We start from the raw sequence: 20,643 nt of genomic DNA on the forward strand, positions 1-20,643 counted from the left end.
ACTGTTCGAACCGCAGCGTCCGCCGAGCCGCTGTCCGACCGGGGCAGCTGTGTTCGGTTCATTCACGCACCACCAGACCGGAACGCCCGGTGTGGTGGTGTTACCCGGGTGGCTTTCGCGTCACCCACCGCCCGGCCCGGTACGTGCCCGGGCCGAAGGCATGGCTACAGGAGGGACGCCGTGACCGCCGTTAACGACCGCACCGACAACGGTGCTGAATTGACCAACGAAGAAATTTTCGCCGCGCACGAAGGCGGCAAGCTGGGCGTCGAGGTGACCGCGCCGCTGAGCACCGCGCGGGACCTCTCGATCGCCTACACGCCGGGCGTGGCGCAGGTCAGCCGGGCCATCGCCAGCGACCCGACGCTGGTCGACCGCTACACCTGGACGCAGCGGTTGGTGGCCGTGGTCAGCGACGGCACCGCGGTGCTCGGGCTGGGCGACATCGGCCCGCGAGCTTCGCTGCCGGTCATGGAGGGCAAGTCCGCCCTGTTCAAGACCTTCGCCGGACTCGACTCGATCCCGCTGGTGCTGGACACCACCGACGTCGACGAGATCGTCGAGACCCTGGTCCGGCTGCGCCCGTCGTTCGGCGCGGTCAACCTCGAGGACATCTCCGCGCCGCGCTGCTTCGAGCTGGAGCGCCGGGTCTCCGAGGCGCTGGACTGCCCGGTCATGCACGACGACCAGCACGGCACCGCCGTGGTCGTGCTCGCCGCGCTGAAGAACGCCGCCCGGGTCACCAACCGCGAGCTGAGCTCGCTGCGCGTGGTCATCTCCGGCGCCGGTGCGGCCGGCGTCGCCTGCGCGAAGATCCTGCACGCCGCCGGTGTCGGCGAGATCGTCGTGCTCGACTCGCGCGGCATCATCAGCGCGGGCCGGGACGGGCTGACCCCGATCAAGGAAGAGCTGGCGGAGTTCACCAACCCGCGCGGGATCACCGGTGGTCAGGCCGAGGCGCTCAACGGCGCCGACGTCGTGATCGGCGTTTCGGTCGGGCAGCTCCCGGAGGAGCTGGTGGCCACCATGGCCGACGGGGCGATCGTGTTCGCGCTGTCCAACCCGGACCCGGAGATCCACCCCGAGGTCGCGAAGAAGCACGCCAGCGTGGTGGCCACCGGGCGCAGCGACTTCCCGAACCAGATCAACAACGTGCTGGCCTTCCCCGGCATCTTCAAGGGCGCGCTCGACGTCGGCGCCCGCAAGATCACCGACGGGATGAAGGTCGCGGCCGCCGAGGCGATCGCCGCGGTCGCCGCCGACGACCTCAGCGCCGACTACATCGTGCCCAGCCCGCTGGACCCGCGGGTCGCGCCCGAGGTCAGCGCCGCGGTGGCCAAGGCGGCCCGGGCCGAAAGCGTCGCCAGGGCCTGATCGCACTGATGCGCACGACGGCCTGCCGAGCAGTCGGCGCTGCCGCGGCCGGACCGCGCGGCGCCGGGCCGGAGTTGTGCCAGACGGGGCCGGGGAGTCGATCCGACTCCCCGGCCCCGTTGGGGTTTTTCCGTCCTCCCCCGGTGCTCGGTGCCGGTCGTGCCTCGTGGTCGCAGCCCGGACGGGGCTCGTTGCATCAACACCCGTTGACTTTCGCCACATGGCGTCATCAGGTCGGGCGACGAGCGTCACCTCTCCAGGGAATCCGGTCCTGCGCACGGCACCATGGCGTCACCGCCGGTGCGTTGACCGGTATTGTCGGCCGCACGACCCGTTGTGTTGTAGATCACTCATCAGTGGGGTGGTGTGCAAACCGGGCGGGCGGTCGCGCGGCTGCTACGCGGGAGGGGTGCTGTTGACCGAGCGGAGCGAGAGGACTCGGACGAGTTCCGGCGGACTCGGCCTTGCCGGTGCCCGCTCCCAGGAGTTCGCCCTGCTGCCGCTGCCGGACGCGCCCGCGCTGCTCAGCACCCCGGACGGCATCATCGTCCGGGCCACCGAGCAGGCGGCGAAGCTGGCGGGCGAGACCTCGCCCGCGGCGCTGATCGGCTGCCGCCTCACGGACCTGGTGACCCGCGACGGCCAGATCTCGCTGCTGCGCGCCAGGAGCGGTGAGTACCCGGTCCGGCCGCTGAGCTGGCCGCACGCCGATGACGAACGGCTGCGCGTCACGGTGCTGGTAGACGTCTCGGACCTGGCCGAGAGCGGGCGCGACTCGGCGCACGTGCAGGCCGAGCGGGGCAACGAGCGCCGGTGGTTGATCGAGGCGCAGCGCATCGCCAAGGTCGGCAGCTGGGTGTTCTACCCGGAGACCGTGGAGCTCTACCGCAGCCCGGTGCTCGGCGAGTTCCTCGGCGATTCCGGCGCGCAGGACGCCACCGGCGTGGCGGCCATGATCGAGGCGACCCACCCCGACGACCGGGAGCGGGCCCGCCAGTTCTACCTCGACGTGCTCACCGCCCCCGAGGACGAGCTGCTGGAAGTGGAGCTGCGCGACCACGCGGGCAAGCGCGTCTACCTGTGCACCGGGCGGGCCGAGTACAACCGGGCCGGCCGGGTCGAGCGGGTGCAGGGCACCGTGCAGGACGTCACCGAGCACCGGGCGCTGGAGCGGCAGCTGCGCGACGAGCGGCGCAAGCTGCAGGATGCGCAGCGGATCGCCCGGCTGGGCACCTGGGAGTGGGACCCGCAGTCCAACGTCATGCGGCTGTCGAACATGCTGCACGAGATCATCGGCAAACCCGCCAGCACGCCGATCACCTTCGACAGCTACCTGGACCGGGTGCACCCCGACGACCGGGGCTGGGTGCAGCGGGCCTGGCAGCCGCTGGTCGAGGAGCACGATCCGATCGAGGTCGAGCACCGCTACCTGCGCATCGACGGCACGACCCGGATCCTGCGGCTGCACGGCACCGCGATCAAGGACGCCGACGGCCGCAACCTGCTGGTCGGCACCGCGCAGGACGTCACCGAGCAGCGGGCCGTGGTGACCCGCATGGAGCGCTCCAGCCAGCGGTTCAGCGACCTGGTCAGCATCACCCCGGTCGGCATCGGCCTGTTCGACCGGGCGGAGCGGCTGGTCGACGCCAACGACGCGCTGTGCGACCTGCTCGGCTACCAGCTCGACCAGCTGCGCGGGATGACCGCGAAGGACATCACCCACCCCGACGAGCAGAACACCAGCCTGCCCACCCCGGCGGAGAACTCCGGGATCCGCCGCCGGGTGCCGCAGCGGGTGCTGGTGCGCTCCGACGGCGAACCGGTGTACTGCGAGCTGCGCACCTCCGCCTCGGTGCAGGACGACGGCACCCACTTCTGGCTGGTGGTGTTCCAGGACATCACCGAGCGGCGCCGCACCGCCGAGGCCCTGCGCTACCAGGCCAACCACGACGACCTCACCGGCCTGCCGAACCGGACCGCGGTCAAGGACCTGCTGCACAAGCTGCTGGGCCGGGCCGATTCGGACCGGGTCGCGGTGCTGTTCTGCGACATCGACAACTTCAAGCGGGTAAACGATTCACTGGGCCACGACGCGGGTGACGAGCTGCTGGTGGCGCTGGCCCGCCGGTTGGAGGGCGGGCTGCCCGAGGGGTGCACGACGGCCCGGCTGTCCGGCGACGAGTTCGTGATCATCTGCTCGGACATCGAGGCGGTCGGCGGCGTCGATTCGCTGGCCACCAGGGTTTCCAGCCTGCTGCGCACCGCGGTTCCGGTGCACGGCCAGCTGATCCGGGTGTCGGCGTCGATCGGTGCCGCGGTGCCCGACGGCGCCGCCTCCGGTGGCGAGGACCTGCTGCGCTTCGCCGATGCGGCGATGTTCGAGGCGAAGGGCCGCGGCGCGGGCAAGGTCTCGCTGGCCAGCCCGGCGCTGATGGCGTCGGCGGACCGGCAGCTGCACCTGGAGGGGCAGCTCCGGGAGGCGTTGAACAGCGACGGCTTGGCCCTGCACTACCAGCCGGTGGTCGACGCCGACGGCGTGGTGGTCACCGCGGAGGCGCTGGTGCGCTGGCCGCACCCGGACCGGGGGATGCTCGCGCCGGACGCGTTCCTGCCCGTCGCCGAGCAGGGCGACCTGCTGCGCGAGCTGGACCGGTGGGTGCTGCGGACCGCGCTGAAGGAGGCGGCGACCTGGCCGCTCAGCGGCGGCCGGTCGGTGGGCGTGGCGGTGAACCTGGCCGGGCTGGTGCCGGGCGGACCGGAGTTCGTCGACGCTGTCGCCGACGTCGTCGCCGAGAGCGGCATCTGCTGGAAGCGGGTGATCCTGGAGCTGGTGGAGACCGCGTTGGCGGACCTGCCGTCGCGGACCCGCCACGAGATGGCCGAGCTGGTCGAGCGCGGGGTGCGGTTCGCGGTGGACGACTTCGGCACCGGCTACTCGTCGCTGGCGCGGCTCAAGGACCTGCCCGCGCAGATCATCAAGGTGGACCGCCGGTTCGTCGCCGGTGTCGGCGGCGACGCCTCGGACTTCGCGGTGGCGCGCGCGGTGGTGGACATGGCCCGCGCGATGGGCCGGAAGTGCGTGGCCGAAGGCGTGGAGACCGCCACCCAGTTCCACGTGCTCTCCGGCGTCGGCGTGGACGCCTACCAGGGCTGGCTGTTCTCCGGCGCCCTCCCGGCCCGCGAGTTCCGCGACCTCGTCGCCCGCGGCCCGATGCCGATCCCCGGGGTCTGACGAAGGCCAGCGATCTCCAGGTGGCCCTCGCCGGGAGCGGCGGCCGGTTCGAGGATCGGGGAGATCCGGATCCCCGGAACCATCGGACGTTCGAGGACACCTGTGACTGCGGTACCGCAAGCGAAGCCGGGCCAATTCGTGGCCAGGCGGATGACGGCCCGAGAGCAACTGCGGGCGGAGAAGAAGGCCTGGCGGCTGGTCCAGCTGCTCATCGGGCTCGTCGGGTACGGGGCGGCGCTGACCTTCCTGGTCGAGTCCTCCCTGGGGGCGGCGAGCTGGAGCGTGCTGTCGGAGGGGTTGTCGCTGCGCACCGGGCTGTCGTTCGGGTGGGCGACGAACCTGATCGCGGTGGCCGTCTTGCTCTGCTGGATCCCGCTGCGCGAGCTGCCGGGGCTGGGCACCTTCCTGAACGTGGTCCTGGTCGGCACTTCGGCGGACCTCGCGGCGCTCTTCGTGCCCGCACCGAGCTCGCCGGCCCAGCAGGTCGGCTACCTCCTGCTGGGCCTGCTGATGCTGACCTTCTTCGACGCGGTCTACCTGGGCGCCAGGTTCGGTTCCGGGCCGCGCGACGGCCTGATGACCGGCGCGGTCCGCGTCACCGGCAAGCCGATCTGGCTGGTGCGCACCGCGATCGAACTCGTCGTGCTGGCCGTCGGCTGGCTGCTGGGTGGAACCGCCGGCTTCGGCACCGTGCTGATCGCCGTGGTCCTGGGCCCGCTGGTCCAGCAGTTCCTCCGCTTCACCACCGTCCGGCTAGCCGGTGACGGTTAGCAGGTCCGCGATGCGGTGGCGGGGGAGGTCGATCAGGCGGAGGTCCAGGTCGGCCGGTACCGGGGCGAGGGCGGCGACCCGCTCCTTGGCCTCGCGCTTGGTGAGCTCCGGGTCGACGTGGGCGATCAGGGCTTCGCGCCAGACGTTGCCGAGCTTGCCGTGCGCGCGCTGCAGCAGGTAGCCCGCCACCGAGTCCGGTTCCACCAGGTCGGCCACCACGAGGGCGTGCTTGGAGTCCGGCGTGCTGCGGTGGAAGCGCAGCTGGTACTTCGCCCCGACCAGCTCGGACAGCGCGCGCTGGGCGCGTTCGCTGGTGATGTCCGGGTGGTTGTTGTCGACGAGGAACGCGACCCGGTCGGCGTTGCCCGCCAGCAGCATCCGCGCCAGCCACGGGCCCGGATCCGACCGCAGGTCGTACACCGGCGGCTGCGGCTGCCTGCGGATCGGCTTCGACCAGCCGGGCTCGCGCAGCGAGGAGACCGGGCTGCCGAGGCGTTCGCCGATCGCGCCCAGGAACTCCGGGGACGCCGTCGCCTCGACCGCCTCCACCGACTGCGGGCCGTGCGTGTAGATGCCGGGCACCTGCCGCAGCGCGAGCTTGCGGGTGTGCGCGGTCGGCTGGCACACGTACAGGTCGCTGGCGCTGCCGATGGCCTGCGCGCCGAAGTAGCGGTGGAACTGCGGCAGGATCGCCTCGAACACCATGCCCAGCCGCAGCAGTTCCTGCTGCACCTTGTGCCCCAGCGCGGGCGTCCGCGTGCTGTAGCCGTAGGCGACCAGCAGGCGGCTGTTCGGCCCGGCCATGCACTCGGCGGCGCGGGCGGCGAACAGGCCGATGCCCTCCGGGGTGTAGGGCGGGTCGGTGAACACCAGGTCGGCCCAGGCCTCCACCGCCGACGGCACTGCGAAGCGCAGGTCGGTGTGCAGGGTGCGGACGTCGAAGCCGCGTTCGGCGGCAACGGCGTCGATGTGCTGCAGGATCCGCTCGTCGAGGTCCACGACGGTCACCGAGACCGACGGCACCACCAGCCCCAGTGCCAGCGAGGTCAGGTCGTGGTCGCCCAGGCAGAGGAGGTTGGCGCCGCGCAGGTCGTAGTTGTCGCGCAGCCATTCGGCGCGGCGCAGCGCGGTTTCCGGAGTGGCGGTGACGTGGTCGAGCGCCGCAGCCGGCCGCGGACCGGTTTCGACGAACTCGCGCATCAGCGCCAACTGCTCGGCCCCGGACGGCGCAGTCGTGCCCAGCTCGTCCAGCGCGAAGCTCTCCCGGTAGCGCTCGCGGGCCTGCGCGGACAGCCGGTGCGCGCTGCCGGTGGTCTCGAGATCGGTCCCGATCGCGGCGAGCAGGTCCTCGACGGTCCGCCGCGCCACCGCGGTGCGGCGGATCAGCTCGTCGAGCTCGACGGGTTCGCCGGTCAGCTGCGCGAGGACTTCGCGGAGGTGGCGCGCGAGGACACCGGCGTCGGCGAGCAACCCTCGCACGGCGTCGATCGGGTCAGGAGTAGCGGCATGCGGAGCAGTGTTCATCGGGTGAATCAGCTTACGGGCCCCGCTCCGGCGTCGCGCTCCCAGCAGGCGGAACGAGATCACGCGTGTGTCTCGTCGATCGCAGGATGCTATCGATCCAGCTAGGGTCGGCCGGGTTTAAAGCGGACCGCGACTACTTGAGGGGGCTCGCTTGATCGAGTTCCAAGCCGTGCGCAAGGAGTACCAGAACGGCACCGTCGCCGTCCACGAGCTCAGCCTGTCGGTGCGGACGGGCACCATCACCGTGCTGGTCGGCCCTTCGGGGTGCGGAAAGACCACGTTGATGCGGATGGTGAACCGGATGATCGAACCGTCGGGGGGCAAGGTGCTCGTCGGCGGTACCGACGTGCGCGAGCGCGACCCGGCGGAGCTGCGCCGCGGCATCGGTTACGTGATCCAGCAGGCGGGGTTGTTCCCGCACCGCAACGTGCTCGACAACATCGCGACGGTGCCGCTGCTGCACGGGCGCAGCAAGCAGGAGGCCCGCAAGCGCGCCGGGGAGCTGCTGGAGCTGGTCGGGTTGCAGCCGGAGCTGGGCAAGCGCTACCCGGCGCAGCTCTCCGGTGGTCAGCAGCAGCGCGTCGGGGTGGCCCGGGCGCTGGCGGCCGATCCGCCGGTGCTGCTGATGGACGAACCGTTCAGCGCCGTCGACCCGGTGGTGCGCGAGGGGCTGCAGGACGAGCTGCTGAGGTTGCAGGACGAGCTGGACAAGACGGTCCTGTTCGTCACGCACGACATCGACGAGGCCATCAAGCTGGGGGAGAAGGTCGCGGTGCTGCGGCAGGGCGGGCACCTCGCCCAGTACGCCGAGCCCGACGACCTGCTGGCCGAACCGGCCGACGACTTCGTGACCGCGTTCGTCGGTCGCGACCGCGGCTACCGCCGACTGTCCTTCGTGGACTCCGACGGTCTCCGGCCGCAGCAGGTGGACACGGTCGAGCTCGGCGCCCGGGTGAACCGGCAGGAGCTGTGGCGGCTGGCGCTGGACGAGTCCGGCCGGCCGCGTGGCTGGCTGCCGCCGGAGACCGAAGTGGACGGTGAGCTGGCCGAGGACCGGCTCGTCGCGGGCGGATCGCTGTACACGCGGGGCACTCCGCTGCGCGGTGCGCTGGACGCCGCGCTGTCGGCGCCGACCGGGCTGGGTGTGGTGGTCGACGGCGACGGCGGGTACGTCGGCGTGGTCACCGCGGAGCACGTGCTCGACGTGATCGAGCGGCAGCGCCGACCCCAGGGGCTGCCGTGATCGACTACTTCGGCAGCCCGAGCAACCGCGAGCTGGTGTTCGGCCAGCTCGCCCAACACGTCTACCTGGCGCTGGTGCCGCTGGTGCTCGGCGTGCTGCTGGCGCTGCCGCTGGGGCGGCTGGCGCAGCAGGTGCGCTGGTTGCGCGGCCCGCTGCAAGGCACCTCGAACGTGGTCTACACGATCCCGTCGCTGGCGCTGTTCGTGCTGATCCCCGGCATCCTGGGCACCCCGCTGCTGTCGCCGGTCAACGTGATCATCGCGCTGACGCTCTACACCGCGGCGCTGCTGGTCCGCCCGGTCATGGACGCGCTCGACTCGGTGCCCGCGCACATCGTCGCCGCCGCCACCGCGATGGGCTTCCGGCCCACCCGGCGGTTCCTCACCGTCGAACTGCCCTTGTCGGTCCCGGTGCTGGCCGCCGCGGTCCGGGTGGCCTCGGTCAGCAACATCAGCCTGGTCAGCGTCGGTGCGCTGGTCGGCATCGGCGGACTCGGCCGGCTGTTCACCGACGGGTTCCAGCGCGACTACCCCGAGCAGATCCTCATCGGCATCGTGCTGACCCTGCTGCTGGCGCTGGTGGTGGACCTGCTGCTGGTGGTGCTGTGGCGACTGCTCACCCCGTGGGCGCGAGCGGGGGTGAAGGCGGCGTGATCGGCGAGTTGATCGCGTGGTTGACCGACCCCGCGCACTGGACCGGGCCGGGCGGGATCCTGGCGCAGACCCTGCTGCACCTCTACTACTGCGTGGTGTCGGTGGCGGCGGCGTCCGCGGTGGCCGTGCCGCTCGGTGTCTACATCGGACACACCGGGCGCGGTTCGGTGTTCGTGGTCGGGCTCAGCAACGCGATGCGCGCACTGCCCACGCTGGGCGTGGTGACGATCCTGGTGCTGGGCTTCGGGCTCGGCGAACTGCCCGCGCTGGCCGGACTGGTGGTCCTGGCGATCCCGTCGATCCTCTCCGGCACCTACGCCGGGATCCGCAACGCCCCGGCCGACGCGGTGGACGCCGCCAAGGGCATGGGGATGACGTCCGGGCAGCGGTTGTGGCAGGTGGAGCTGCCGACGGCGCTGCCGCTGGTGCTCGGCGGGGTGCGCAGCGCGATGCTGCAGGTGGTGGCCACCGCGGCCGTCGCCGCCTACGTCGGCCTCGGCGGGCTGGGGCGGATCCTGCTGGACGGTTTGAAGATCAGCGACTACGCGCAGATGGCCTCGGCCGCGATCGTCATCGCGGTCCTGGCGGTGCTGCTCGACCTGGTGTTGGCCGGTGCGACCCGGCTGCTGGTGCCGCGCGGTCTGCAGTTGGCCGCTCGACGAGGAGGTAACGACTGATGAAGCGGTTGCTGGTGTGCGCTGCTGCGGCGGCGCTGCTGCTGACCGGCTGCGGATCGCAGAACCCGTTGCAGAACAACGGCGACCAGGGCGGAACCCTGGTGCTCGGCTCGGCGGACTTCGCGGAGAGCGAGCTGCTGATGCACATCTACGCCGAGGCGCTGAAGACCACCGGCGCCGAGGTGGAGACCAAACCCCGCATCGGGGCCCGCGAGTTCTACGTCAACGCGGTGAAGAACGGCGAGCTCGCGCTGGTACCCGACTACACCGGGAACCTGCTGCAGTACCTGGACCCGAAGTCCTCGGCGACCGAGTCGCAGCAGGTCTACGACCAGCTCAAGCAGACCGTGCCGGGCGAGATGGAGCTGCTCGCCCAGTCCCCGGCGGAGGACTCCGACGTCCTGACCGTCACCTCGGCCACCGCCGACAGCGGGCTGCACTCGATGGCCGACCTCGGGCCGCGTTGCGGTGAGCTGGTGCTGGGCGCCCCGGCGGAGTGGAAGTCCCGCTGGGAGTCCAAGATCGCCGAGGACTACGGCTGCACGTTCAAGGAGATCCGCCCGGTCGAGGCCGGCACGATCACGGTGAACGCACTGGTCGACGGGCAGATCCAGGTTGCGAACCTGTTCACCACGTCCTCCCAGATCGGGGAGAAGAAGCTGGTGAAGCTGGACGACCCGAAGAACATGTTCCCGGCCCAGAACGTGGTTCCCCTGGTGCACAAGGGAAAGCTGACCCCGCAGCAGGCCGAGGCCCTGAACAAGGTCTCCGCGGCCCTGACCACGGACAAGCTCACGGACCTCAACCGCCGCCTCGAGGTGGAGAAGGCCAACCCGGCGGACCTCGCCAAGGAATTCGTCTCCAGCGCAGGCCTGTGACCCCCGCATGCGAAGGGCTCGTGAGTGTTTTGGGTTGCTATAACGACCCAAAACACTCACGAGGGGCGCGGTCAGGTGGGGCGGCCGCTGATCCTGGTGGTCAGCTCTGCTGCCGTTCGGTGGACGTGGGCGGCCAGGTCGGGCCAGGTCTCGCCGCACTCCGGGCCTTCGCAGAGGTGGCGGAAGGTCACGCTGATCGCCGCGATCGGGCGCGCACCGTGGTCGAACACCGCTGATGCCACCGAGGCGAAGCCGGCCGTGACGAACCCGTCCTCGACGGCCCAGCCGCGGCGCTGCTCGGTGCCGAGCAGGCGGCGGAGCTCGGGGAGGTTGCGGGGGCCGCGATCGGTCCGGCGGACGAACACCTCGCTGGAGGGCAGCAGGGCGCGGACCTGCGCCGCAGGCAGGTGCGCGAGCATCGCCCGGCCGGACGCCGTCAGCTGGGCGGGCAGGCGCACGCCGACGTCCGTGACCAGCGTCTGCGGTTGGGACGGGCGCTCCTTGAGCAGGTAGAGCGACTCGCCGCCGTGCAGGACGCCCAGGTGCGCGGTGGTGCCGACCTGGTCGACCAGGCGGCGCAGCAGCGGTCCGGCCAGGCGCTCCAGCGGGTCGTGGCGCAGGTAGGCGGAGCCGAGCTCGAAGGTCGCCATGCCCAGGCCGTAGCGCCGCTCCTCGGGCAGGTGGGTGACGAATCCGGCCGCCACCAGCTCCCCCAGCAGGTGGTAGGTGGTGGAGCGCGGCAGGTCCAGGTCGCGGGCGATGACGCCCGCCGACACCGGCCCGGCCCGCCCGGCCAGCAGCCGCAGGATCGCCAGACCCCGCCGCAGGGCCGGCACGTCGCTGCTGTCGCCCACTGCAACCTCCCACCGTCTGGAATGCCAGACGCTCTCACCCTATCCGGGCTTATGCGAACCGCGCAGTGGCGTTGGTATGGAGGTATGCGTGACAACGCGCGGTGCGGGACCTGCGCGCGTCGCCCCGGAGATCGCCGAAGTCGAGGACCTGAGCCGCTCTGGCGCCGTGCGCGCCGCCATCACCGAGTTCGTGTGAAGTGGAGGGTGTCATGAGCCAAGCCCGACCCGTGCGCGCCCCGCGCGGTACGACGCTGACGGCGCGCAGCTGGAGCACCGAAGCGCCGCTGCGGATGCTGCAGAACAACCTCGACCCCGAGGTCGCCGAGCGGCCCGATGACCTGGTGGTCTACGGCGGCACGGGCAAGGCCGCGCGGAACTGGGCGTCCTTCGACGCGATGGTGCGCGAGCTGACCGACCTGCGCGAGGACGAGACGCTGCTGGTGCAGTCCGGCAAGCCGGTGGGGGTGCTGCAGACCCACGAGTGGGCGCCGCGGGTGCTGATCGCCAACTCCAACCTGGTCGGCGACTGGGCGAACTGGGCGGAGTTCCGCCGCCTCGACGCGCTCGGCCTGATGATGTACGGCCAGATGACCGCCGGTTCGTGGATCTACATCGGCACGCAGGGCATCCTGCAGGGCACCTACGAGACGTTCGGCGCGGTCGCGGCGAAGCGCTTCGGCGGATCCCTGGCAGGCACGCTGACGCTCACCGCCGGCCTTGGCGGCATGGGTGGCGCGCAGCCGCTGGCGGTGACCATGAACGACGGCGTGGCGCTGGTCGTGGAGTGCGACCCCGAGCGCGCGCACCGCCGCGTCCGGCACCACTACCTCGACGAAGTCGCCGTCGACCTCGACGACGCGATCGCCAAGGCCGTGGCCGCCAAGGAGCAGCGGCGCGCGTACTCGGTCGCCGTGATCGGCAACGCGGCCGAGGTGCTGCCGGAGGTCCTGCGGCGCGGGGTGCCGGTCGACGTCGTCACCGACCAGACCTCCGCGCACGACCCGCTGTCCTACCTGCCGAAGGGCGTCGCGCTGGAGGACTGGGCCGACTACGCGGCCGCGAAGCCCGACGAGTTCACCGAGCGGGCGCGCGAGTCGATGGCCGAGCACGTCGAAGCGATGGTCGGGTTCCTCGACGCGGGTGCGGAGGTGTTCGACTACGGCAACTCGCTGCGCGGGGAGGCCCAGCTCGCCGGGTACGAGCGCGCGTTCGCCTACCCGGGGTTCGTGCCCGCCTACATCCGGCCGCTGTTCTGCGAGGGCAAGGGCCCGTTCCGGTGGGCGGCGCTGTCCGGGGATCCGGCCGACATCGCCGCGACCGACCGGGCGATCCTGGACCTGTTCGGCGAGGACGAGCACCTGGCCCGGTGGATCCGGCTGGCGGGGGAGAAGGTCTCGTTCCAGGGGCTGCCCGCGCGGATCTGCTGGCTCGGCTACGGCGAGCGCGCCGCTGCCGGTGAGCGGTTCAACGAGATGGTGGCCTCCGGCGAGCTCAAGGCGCCGGTGGTGCTCGGCCGCGACCACCTGGACTGCGGATCGGTGGCCTCGCCGTACCGGGAGACCGAGGCGATGGCCGACACCTCGGACGCGGTGGCCGACTGGCCGCTGCTGAACGCGCTGGTCAACACGGCTTCCGGGGCGACGTGGGTGTCGCTGCACCACGGTGGCGGGGTCGGCATGGGGCGCTCGCTGCACGCCGGGCAGGTCACCGTCGCCGACGGCACCGAGCTGGCCGGGCGGAAGCTGGCGCGGGTGCTGACCAACGACCCCGGCATGGGGGTGATCCGCCACGTCGACGCGGGTTACCAGCGCGCCGAGCAGGTCGCGGCGGAGCGCGGCGTCCGCACGCCGCTGGTGACGTGATTTTCGGAGCAGGCATGCGTCGTTGCTGGTCAAGGGCCGTGAGCACTTTGGGGTGCTATAGCGCCTCAAAGTACTCACGGGTCTCCACCTGCGGAAATGCACCGGTCAGCCTTAGGCGAGTGGGAAGGGGTCGTGGTGGTCACACCTGATGCGTTGTTGGCGGCGATCGACGGAGTCGGTGCTGATCGGAGGCGTGGCGGGTATTCGCGGCACGTCTTCGACGACGCCGAGCGGGAGCTGCGCGAGTGGTTCGTCGAGCAGGCCGAGGCCCGAGACCTGCGGGTGACGACCGATCGCAACGCCAACATCTGGGCGTGGTGGGGCGAGCCGGGCGACGCCGCGGTGGTCACCGGCAGCCACCTGGACTCGGTGCCCGGCGGCGGCGCCTTCGACGGACCGCTGGGCGTGGTCAGCTCGCTGAGCGCCGTGGATCTGCTGCGGGCGAAGGGTTTCCGCCCGCGGCGGCCGCTGGCGGTGGTGGTGTTCGCGGAGGAGGAGGGCGGCCGTTTCGGCGTGCCGTGCCTGGGTTCGCGGCTGCTGGCCGGGACCATCGACGCCGACCGCGCCCGCGCGCTGCGCGACCCGAGCGGCGTCACCTTCGCCGAGGCGATGAGCTCCTTCGGCGCGGACCCGTCCCTGGTGGGGCGGGACGAGGAGGCGCTGCGGCGCATCGGCCAGTTCGTCGAGCTGCACGTGGAGCAGGGGCGCGGGCTGATCGACCTGGACCGGCCGGTCGCGGTGGCATCCTCGATCCTGGCGCACGGCCGGTGGCGGTTCCGGTTCAGCGGCCAGGGCAACCACGCGGGCGCGACGCTGCTGGCCGACCGGCGGGATCCGATGCTGCCCGCCGCGCAGCTGGTGGTGGAAGCGCGCCGGGCCGCCGGGGCGGTCGCCGACGGCCGGGCGACGGTCGGCAGGTTGGTGCCGACCCCGGGCGGCACCAACGTCATCGCGTCCACTGTGGACGTTTGGTTGGACGCGCGATCGCCGTTGGACGCGGGAACCCGTTCCATGGTGGCGGATCTGACCGGCGCAGCCCAGGAGCTCGCCGCCGCCGAGGGCTGCCAGGTGGAGGTCGTCGAGGAGTCCTACGGCGACACCGTGCACTTCGACCCGGCGTTCCGCGACCAGCTCAGCGGCTTGCTGGGCGACGTTCCGGCGCTGGCCACGGGAGCCGGGCACGACGCGGGCGTCCTCGCCGCCGAGGTGCCGACCGCGATGCTGTTCGTGCGCAACCCGACCGGTATCAGCCACGCCCCGGAAGAGCACGCCGAAGCCGACGACTGCACCGAAGGCGCGCACGCGCTCGCGCGCGTCCTGGAACGCTTGGCGGGGTGAAGCCGTGACGACCTACTGGTGCGAATGGGCCTGGCTGCCGTCGGGCCCGCAGCCGGACGTGCGGTTCGACGTCGACGGCGGTCGGATCACCGCGGTGGCGGTCGGCGTTCCGGCCGGTGACGCCGAGCGGCTGCCGGGGATGGTGCTGCCCGGTCTCGCCAACGCCCACTCGCACGCCTTCCACCGCGCGCTGCGCGGCTGGCACACCGGTGCGCGCGGCACCTTCTGGACCTGGCGCGAGCAGATGTACCAGGTGGCGGAGGCGCTCGACCCGGACAGCTACTACCAGCTCGCGCGAGGCGTGTACGCGGAGATGGCGCTGGCCGGGATCACCTGCGTCGGCGAGTTCCACTACCTGCACCACGCGGAGAACGGCGCCCGCTACGCCGATCCGAACGCGATGGGCGAGGCGCTGGTGCAGGCGGCGCGGGACGCGGGAATCCGGATCACGTTGCTGGACACCTGTTATCTGGCAGGCGGTTTCGGTCGCGGCCTTGAAGGCGTGCAGCTGCGGTTCTCCGATCGGGACGCGGCGGGCTGGGCAGCCCGGGTAGGAGAGTTCACTGTGGACGGTGACGGGATCCGCCTCGGCGCTGCGGTGCATTCGGTCCGCGCGGTGCCGAGCGAGCAGATCCCGGACGTCGTCGACTGGGCGCGTCGCAAGCCGCTGCACGTCCACCTGTCCGAGCAGCGCGCCGAGAACGATGCCTGCCTCGCCGCGCACGGCTGCACGCCGACGCAGCTGCTGGAATCGCGCGGCGTGCTCGGCCCGGACACCACCGCCGTCCACGCCACCCACCTCGCCGCCGACGACGTGGCGCTGCTGGGCGGCAGCGGGACCGGGGTCTGCTTGTGCCCGACGACGGAAGCGGACCTGGCCGACGGCATCGGTCCCGCCCCGGCGCTGCGGGCCGCCGGCAGCGGGCTGTCGATCGGCAGCGACGGGCACTCGGTGATCGACCCGTTCGCCGAAGTCCAGGCGATCGAGTCGTACCAGCGGCTGGACGCCGAAACCCGCGGCCACTTCAGCGCCGGAGAACTGCTCGACGCGGCAGCCGAATCCGGCCACCGGTCCCTCGGCTGGACCGACGCCGGCCGGCTCGAAGTCGGAGCCCGCGCCGACTTCGTCGCCATCGACGTCGGTTCGACCCGCCTCGCCGGAACCGAGCCCGGGGCGGTCCCGGCCGTCGCGCGGGCCGACGACGTGCGCGAGGTGATCGTGGACGGTCAACGCATCGTGCGCGACCGGGCGCACTGCGCGGTCGATGCGGCGCGGGAGCTCCGCGATTCCATCAACGACCTGCGCAAACCTCGATGAACAGCAAGTACTAGGAGCAAGGACCAGCAAGCGATGGCAACCACTGTTATTACTGGAATCGGCGAGCTGACCACGAACGACGACGAACTGGGCACGCTCACCGACGCCGCCCTGGTCCTCGACGGCGACCGCGTCGCCTGGGTCGGATCCGCATCGGACGCTCCGGACGCCGACGAGCGGGTCGACGTCGACGGCCGCGCGGTCCTGCCGGGCTGGGTCGACAGCCACAGCCACCTCGTGTTCGCCGGCGACCGCACCAGCGAGTTCGCCGCCCGCATGGACGGCAAGCCCTACCAGGCGGGCGGGATCGCGGTGACCGTCGGCGCCACCCGCGCCGCCACCGACGAGGAGCTGGCCGCGAACCTGCGCGCGCACCTCGACGAAGCCGCCGCGCAGGGCACCACCTGCATGGAGACCAAGACCGGCTACGGCCTGACGGTCGCCGACGAACTGCGCTCGGCGAAGGTCGCCGCCGAGGCCGACGAGGTGACCTTCCTCGGCGCGCACCTGGTGCCGCCGGGCGAGGACGCGGACAGCTACGTGGACCTGGTCTGCGGCGAGATGCTCGACGCGGTGGCCCCGCATGTGGGCTGGTGCGACGTCTTCTGCGAGCACGGCGCGTTCGACGAGGCCCAGTCCCGCCGGGTGCTGGAGGCGGCGAAGGCCCGCGGCCTCGGCCTCCGGGTGCACGGCAACCAGCTCCAGCAGGGCCCCGGCGTGAAGCTCGCCGTCGAGGTCGGCGCGGCGAGCGTTGACCACTGCACCTACCTGAACGAGTCCGATGTGGACGCGCTGGCCGGTTCCGACACGGTCGCGACGCTGCTGCCGGCGTGCGACCTCTCGACCCGCCAGCCGCTCCCGGACGCCCGAGCGCTGCTCGACGCTGGTGCGACGGTGGCCCTGGCCGCCAACTGCAACCCCGGCTCGTCCTACACCTCGTCGATGGCCTTCTGCGTGACCACGGCGGTCCTGCAGATGCGCATGACCATCGACGAAGCGATCCGCGCGGCAACCCTCGGCGGGGCGAAGGCCCTGCGCCGCAACACCGGCGAAGGAGCTGTCGGCGTCCTGCGCGAAGGCGCCCGCGCCGACGTGCACGTCCTCAACGCGCCCAGCACCACCTGGCTCGCCTACCGCCCCGGCGTCCCGCTCACCCAAGCGGTCTGGCGCAAGGGCAACCGGGTTCGCTGATCGAGTTCTCGTGAGTGGCGATGGTGGTAAGAGCAACCATCGCCACTCACGAGTCCTTACCTGCACCTACGGCAAGACGCCATGCTCCCGCGCCAGCCCTCGCGCATCAGGATCGCGGCGACCTCAGCAGCGACATCGCACGGGCTTTCGTGGACTTCGTGCCAGCCGTAGACCAGGCGGGCGCGCCCGGCCAGTTCCGCTGCGTTGTCACGACGTCGATCGCGGAAGGCGATCCGATTCGTGGAGTGGAACTCGCGACCGTCGAGACGCACGGTGAGCTGCGCGCCGGATGAGTCGTACGCGACGTCCTCCCACAGCACGAGCCCGTCGACGTCGAACGGCACTTGGCGCAGCCCCTCGGGCAGGCCATGGGCGCGTTCGACCTGAACCAGGTACTCCGCCTCCAATGCCGAGACCGCGCCGCCGAGCATCATGTCCAATGCGTGCTCGAGAGTCTTGCGATAGCGGAACGGTGGTCTTCGTTCCAGCTGCTCGTGCACTCGTGGAAGCGGGATCCGGTTCGCGCCGATGAGCTGGATGAACGTGTTCCTCGCTGCTTCTTTGGAAGCCTCGGAGGCCGCCACGTCGATGATGGTGTCTTCTCGATTCGTCCGCGGCGGATCTGATGGCGCGACGATGTGCTTGAACGCGCGGGAGCGGTGCACCTGGACCAGCGGCGGTTTGGAAACCGCTGAGCTGCTATACGGAACCGTGATGTGCGCGGGGCCGTCCGAGTTGATGGGGAGCATTCCCCATTCCTCGGCTGCGGTCCGGTGGCTGAGCACTGCCCACGGTCCGCCGTACAACAAGGCCGCTGAGATCAAGGTCGATCTCGGCAGCGGGCCGGTGAAGACCGCGTACACCGCGGGTAGGACTCGTTGCCAGCGTTGTGCGTCGAGTTGTGCCCGGAGCGCGTTCCGGGACACGCCGAACTCGGCGAGTTGCGCGGTGCTCACGACGCCGAACTGCGTATCGACGAGCTTCCTCCACCGCTCGCGATCCTCGTGCGAGGTGAAGACGTCAGCGGACCACTTCGGATTCTTCGACATGGGTCCAAGATCCAGGCGCATCTTCGCCGGTGCCAGGGGCCTATCTGAATCTGTGGATAACGCTGACTGCTGTGGACAACTCCGGTTACACGAACAGTTCGTTGCTGGTCGAGTTCTCGTGAGTGGCGATGGTGGTAAGCGCAACCATCGCCACTCACGAAGGCGAGATCAGTGCTCGCGGAGGATTCCCCTGGGAGATCGAGGTTTTGCGATCAGGGGCCAGGAGATCAGGGTGGCGAGCACGAACGGCGTCAGCAGCGTTCCGCTGGCGTAGTTGAGCTGGCGTGCCCAGTCCATTGTGGAGTCGTCTAACACCATCTGGACGCGCAAGGCGATCGCCGGGATCCACCACCAGGTCAGCGGAAGCACGTACACCGCCTGGCTCACCAAGGCGAGCGCGAGCGCGACCCGTGCGCTTCGAGTTCGCAGCGCGAGGTCCACCGCGGGGTCGGTGCTGAAGGATCGTGTTGTGGAGAACCGCAGCACCACCGCGAGGGCCAGCAGGATCACCGCGGTCGCCACCAGCAGGAAGGTGATCGAAGTGATCGGTTCGCGGCCTTCTGGACCGCTGGTCAGCGCGGACCTCGCGAGGCCCACCGCGGACAGGTCGACGATCCCGAGGATGATCGTGGTCAGCAGCGCGATGCCGTACAGCACGGCGCCCCATCGCGGGATGAGCGAGAACAGCGGGTGCCGCACGGGTGGTGCGTGCTTGCTGGTCGGGAGTGCCAGCAGCTCGCTGATGGCTGCGGACAGCAGCAGCGCCGCCGGGATCGAGAGGATCTCGTAGCTTTCGAGCTGGACCGCCCAGTCGGTGACCAGGGCTGTTGCGGCGATCAGGAACGGGTAGCACGCCCATCGCAGTCGCCGGTAGTGCAGGGCCGTCTTGACCTGGGGTTCCGATGGTTCGGGCACGCCCCACTTCACCAGGAGCTTGCGGCCGCGCTGGGTATCGGTCCAGAACAGGGCGACGACGACCAGCACGACCGGTGAGAGGAACAGCAGGTCCAAGTCGCCCTCCGAACGTGCGAGCTACGGCCGTGCAGAGTAGTGATCAACTCGAACCCGCGGTGGCGGTTTCGGACTTTCGGTGCTGCGACTGGGTCCGCTGCTGCTCAGGAAACTCCGGTGGTGCGCTTGTGGAACAGGCCCCTGCGGTTGGGCGGACTGGCGAGCATCGGCCAGCAGGCCAGCGTGCCGTACACGAGTACGACCAGTGGAAGGGTGGCGATGCCGTCGACCTGGTGCGCCCAGTCCACTGCGGAGTCATTCGGTGGTGAACCCCATTTGCCGGCGATCGCCGGGATTCGCCAATAAGCCAGCGGGAGCGCGTAGAACACTTGGCTCACCGCGCCGAGCGCCAGTGCGACCCTCGCGCTCCGGACGCGCAGTGCGCGGTCCACTTCGGAATCCGCGCTGAACGATCGCGTCGCGGACATCCGCAGCACCACGGCGACGGCCAGCAGGACCACCGCGGTCGCCACCAGCGGGACGACGAACGGCACGTGCTGCGCGAACGGGCTGTCCTCGCCGGTGGCGATGTTGTCGGCCAGCATGGACGTCGCGTACTGCGCCACGGACAGATCGACGAATCCGAGGACGATCGTGGTCAGCACCGTAATGCTGTAGAACGCCACGCCCCACTTCGGGACGAGCGAGAACAAAGGGTGCCGCACGGGCGGCGCGTGCCGACTCGTCGGGAGTGCCAGCAGCTCGGCGATCGCTGCGGAGAGCAGCAGTGCCACCGGGATCGAGAGACCCGAGTAGTCGTCGTCCCCGACCACCCAGTCGGTGACCAGGGCTGTTGCGGCGAGCAGGAACGGGTAGCACGCCCATCGCAGCCGGCGGTAGTGCAGGGCCGTCTTGACCTGGGGTTCCGAGGGTTCGGGCACGCCCCACTTGACCAGGAGCTTGCGGCCGCGCTGGGTGTCGGTCCAGAACACGGCGACGACGGCCAGCACGGCGAGGGCCGCGAGCAGCATCCGTAAAACATCTCCGAACGTCCGTGGTTACGGCGTGCAGCGTAGTGATCAACTCGAACCCGCGATGGCGGTTCGGCGAACCCGGGTGACATCCGGGTGTTGGACGCGGCGCGGCGACGCGTCAAGCTGTGCGGAGCAACTGCGGAGGAGGAGTTCCGTGCACGCAGCTCACCTGGTCGTCGCGTCCGTCACGATCCTGCTCAACGCCGGCATCGCGGCCGCCGACTTCGCCCGGGCGAAGTTCGTCCTCGCCAACTCGGCGGCCGTGCAGGTGCCGCAGTCGTGGTTGCCGAAGCTCGGCGCGCTCAAAGCCGCTGGCGCGCTCGGGCTCCTGATCGGCCTGCTGGGCATCCGGTTCATCGGCATCGCCGCAGCCGTCGGGCTCGTCCTGTTCTACATCGGCGCGATCATCGCCCACGTGCGCACCCGGCAGTACCGCACGATCGTCGGGCCCGGTCTCTTCCTGGCGTTCGCCGTCGCCACGCTGGTCCTCGACCTCGCGTCGTGCCCGCGCGCGTAAGCACACTCCCGCCCGCAACTTGATGGAGATAACGGACAAATTCGATCAAGTTTTTGTTCGTTCCGGACAACAGCTGTGACTCGTGGCTCGGCCATCCTCGGTCTGGAACGCCGGTGTCGAAACACGGGAGGGCTGGTCATGGTCTGCGTAACCGCGCACGTCCGCTGTGATCGGCGC

At 70.8% G+C, this 20,643-nt stretch carries 17 protein-coding genes; 12 read left to right on the plus strand and 5 right to left on the minus strand.

All coding sequences use genetic code 11. The annotated features are described in order from the left end of the window. The first annotated feature begins 180 nt into the window (after positions 1-180). From OU415_RS13570 to yczE, 3 genes are all read left to right on the plus strand, one after another. Positions 181-1,374 carry an NAD(P)-dependent malic enzyme gene (locus OU415_RS13570; RefSeq protein WP_270949065.1) on the plus strand — a complete coding sequence of 398 codons (1,194 nt, stop codon included), beginning with the start codon at positions 181-183 and terminating at the stop codon, positions 1,372-1,374. Between the two features lie 409 nt (positions 1,375-1,783). Continuing rightward, positions 1,784-4,606 carry a sensor domain-containing protein gene (locus OU415_RS13575; RefSeq protein ID WP_270949066.1) on the plus strand — a complete coding sequence of 941 codons (2,823 nt, stop codon included), beginning with the start codon at positions 1,784-1,786 and terminating at the stop codon, positions 4,604-4,606. Between the two features lie 150 nt (positions 4,607-4,756). Next, positions 4,757-5,377, plus strand: coding sequence for a membrane protein YczE (gene yczE / locus OU415_RS13580; RefSeq protein WP_270949067.1), 621 nt, complete (start codon positions 4,757-4,759; stop codon positions 5,375-5,377). On the opposite strand, the gene OU415_RS13585 is transcribed toward yczE, so the two are convergent. Continuing rightward, positions 5,360-6,901 (minus strand): bis-aminopropyl spermidine synthase family protein, encoded by a 1,542-nt coding sequence (locus OU415_RS13585; RefSeq protein WP_270949068.1) that lies wholly within the window; start codon positions 6,899-6,901, stop codon positions 5,360-5,362. The two genes, yczE and OU415_RS13585, sit on opposite strands and share 18 nt — an antisense overlap. 151 nt (positions 6,902-7,052) lie before the next feature. On the opposite strand from OU415_RS13585, the gene OU415_RS13590 reads away from it, so the two are divergent. The 4 genes from OU415_RS13590 to OU415_RS13605 are packed head-to-tail and all read left to right on the plus strand — an operon-like array spanning position 7,053 to position 10,352. Further along, positions 7,053-8,144 carry an ABC transporter ATP-binding protein gene (locus OU415_RS13590; RefSeq protein WP_270949069.1) on the plus strand — a complete coding sequence of 364 codons (1,092 nt, stop codon included), beginning with the start codon at positions 7,053-7,055 and terminating at the stop codon, positions 8,142-8,144. Next, a complete protein-coding gene (locus OU415_RS13595; RefSeq protein ID WP_270949070.1) occupies positions 8,141-8,797 on the plus strand; it encodes an ABC transporter permease in 657 nt (218 codons plus the stop codon). Before OU415_RS13590 ends, OU415_RS13595 begins: the two co-directional genes overlap by 4 nt. Continuing rightward, on the plus strand, positions 8,794-9,474 hold the full coding sequence (locus OU415_RS13600; protein ID WP_270949071.1) for an ABC transporter permease: 681 nt from the start codon (positions 8,794-8,796) through the stop codon (positions 9,472-9,474). Before OU415_RS13595 ends, OU415_RS13600 begins: the two co-directional genes overlap by 4 nt. Further along, positions 9,474-10,352, plus strand: coding sequence for an ABC transporter substrate-binding protein (locus OU415_RS13605; protein WP_270949072.1), 879 nt, complete (start codon positions 9,474-9,476; stop codon positions 10,350-10,352). The genes OU415_RS13600 and OU415_RS13605 overlap by 1 nt, the downstream gene beginning before the upstream one ends. A 71-nt stretch (positions 10,353-10,423) precedes the next feature. Here the strand turns inward: OU415_RS13605 and OU415_RS13610 are convergent, their stop codons facing one another. Continuing rightward, positions 10,424-11,206, minus strand: coding sequence for an IclR family transcriptional regulator (locus tag OU415_RS13610; protein ID WP_270949073.1), 783 nt, complete (start codon positions 11,204-11,206; stop codon positions 10,424-10,426). A 209-nt stretch (positions 11,207-11,415) separates the two neighbouring features. Here OU415_RS13610 and hutU point away from each other — a divergent pair, with 209 nt between their 5' ends. The 4 genes from hutU (at position 11,416) to hutI (ending at position 16,915) form a co-directional block, all read left to right on the plus strand. Next, positions 11,416-13,068, plus strand: coding sequence for a urocanate hydratase (gene hutU / locus OU415_RS13615; RefSeq protein WP_270949074.1), 1,653 nt, complete (start codon positions 11,416-11,418; stop codon positions 13,066-13,068). Between the two features lie 135 nt (positions 13,069-13,203). Next, the gene (locus OU415_RS13620; RefSeq protein ID WP_408641846.1) at positions 13,204-14,406 is read left to right on the plus strand and encodes an allantoate amidohydrolase; all 1,203 of its coding nucleotides are present in this window, start codon (positions 13,204-13,206) and stop codon (positions 14,404-14,406) included. A 4-nt stretch (positions 14,407-14,410) separates the two neighbouring features. Beyond that, positions 14,411-15,724 carry a formimidoylglutamate deiminase gene (locus OU415_RS13625; protein ID WP_270949076.1) on the plus strand — a complete coding sequence of 438 codons (1,314 nt, stop codon included), beginning with the start codon at positions 14,411-14,413 and terminating at the stop codon, positions 15,722-15,724. A 33-nt stretch (positions 15,725-15,757) separates the two neighbouring features. Continuing rightward, the gene (hutI, locus tag OU415_RS13630; RefSeq protein WP_270949078.1) at positions 15,758-16,915 is read left to right on the plus strand and encodes an imidazolonepropionase; all 1,158 of its coding nucleotides are present in this window, start codon (positions 15,758-15,760) and stop codon (positions 16,913-16,915) included. Positions 16,916-16,971: 56 nt separating this feature from the next. On the opposite strand, the gene OU415_RS13635 is transcribed toward hutI, so the two are convergent. The 3 genes from OU415_RS13635 to OU415_RS13645 all read right to left on the minus strand — a co-directional run bounded on the left by OU415_RS13635 (position 16,972) and on the right by OU415_RS13645 (position 19,946). Continuing rightward, the gene (locus tag OU415_RS13635; RefSeq protein WP_270949079.1) at positions 16,972-17,964 is read right to left on the minus strand and encodes a hypothetical protein; all 993 of its coding nucleotides are present in this window, start codon (positions 17,962-17,964) and stop codon (positions 16,972-16,974) included. Positions 17,965-18,132: 168 nt separating this feature from the next. Then, positions 18,133-18,975, minus strand: coding sequence for a hypothetical protein (locus OU415_RS13640; protein WP_270949080.1), 843 nt, complete (start codon positions 18,973-18,975; stop codon positions 18,133-18,135). Positions 18,976-19,079: 104 nt separating this feature from the next. Further along, on the minus strand, positions 19,080-19,946 hold the full coding sequence (locus OU415_RS13645) for a hypothetical protein (RefSeq protein WP_270949081.1): 867 nt from the start codon (positions 19,944-19,946) through the stop codon (positions 19,080-19,082). Positions 19,947-20,103: 157 nt separating this feature from the next. Here OU415_RS13645 and OU415_RS13650 point away from each other — a divergent pair, with 157 nt between their 5' ends. Next, complete coding sequence (locus OU415_RS13650; protein WP_270949082.1) at positions 20,104-20,466, plus strand: DoxX family protein; 363 nt, start codon at positions 20,104-20,106, stop codon at positions 20,464-20,466. Positions 20,467-20,643: the final 177 nt, after the last annotated feature.

It is taken from the genome of Saccharopolyspora oryzae (assembly GCF_027853915.1).
GTDB lineage: Bacteria > Actinomycetota > Actinomycetes > Mycobacteriales > Pseudonocardiaceae > Saccharopolyspora > Saccharopolyspora oryzae.

What these genes read in the sequence shown, in the direction of transcription:
- yczE (WP_270949067.1), top strand. Translation starts at nt 4,757, where the DNA reads ATGACGGCCCGAGAGCAACTGCGGGCGGAGAAGAAGGCCTGGCGGCTG.
- OU415_RS13585 (WP_270949068.1), bottom strand. Translation starts at nt 6,901, where the DNA reads ATGAACACTGCTCCGCATGCCGCTACTCCTGACCCGATCGACGCCGTG.
- OU415_RS13605 (WP_270949072.1), top strand. Translation starts at nt 9,474, where the DNA reads ATGAAGCGGTTGCTGGTGTGCGCTGCTGCGGCGGCGCTGCTGCTGACC.
- hutU (WP_270949074.1), top strand. Translation starts at nt 11,416, where the DNA reads ATGAGCCAAGCCCGACCCGTGCGCGCCCCGCGCGGTACGACGCTGACG.
- hutI (WP_270949078.1), top strand. Translation starts at nt 15,758, where the DNA reads ATGGCAACCACTGTTATTACTGGAATCGGCGAGCTGACCACGAACGAC.
- OU415_RS13635 (WP_270949079.1), bottom strand. Translation starts at nt 17,964, where the DNA reads ATGTCGAAGAATCCGAAGTGGTCCGCTGACGTCTTCACCTCGCACGAG.
- OU415_RS13645 (WP_270949081.1), bottom strand. Translation starts at nt 19,946, where the DNA reads ATGCTGCTCGCGGCCCTCGCCGTGCTGGCCGTCGTCGCCGTGTTCTGG.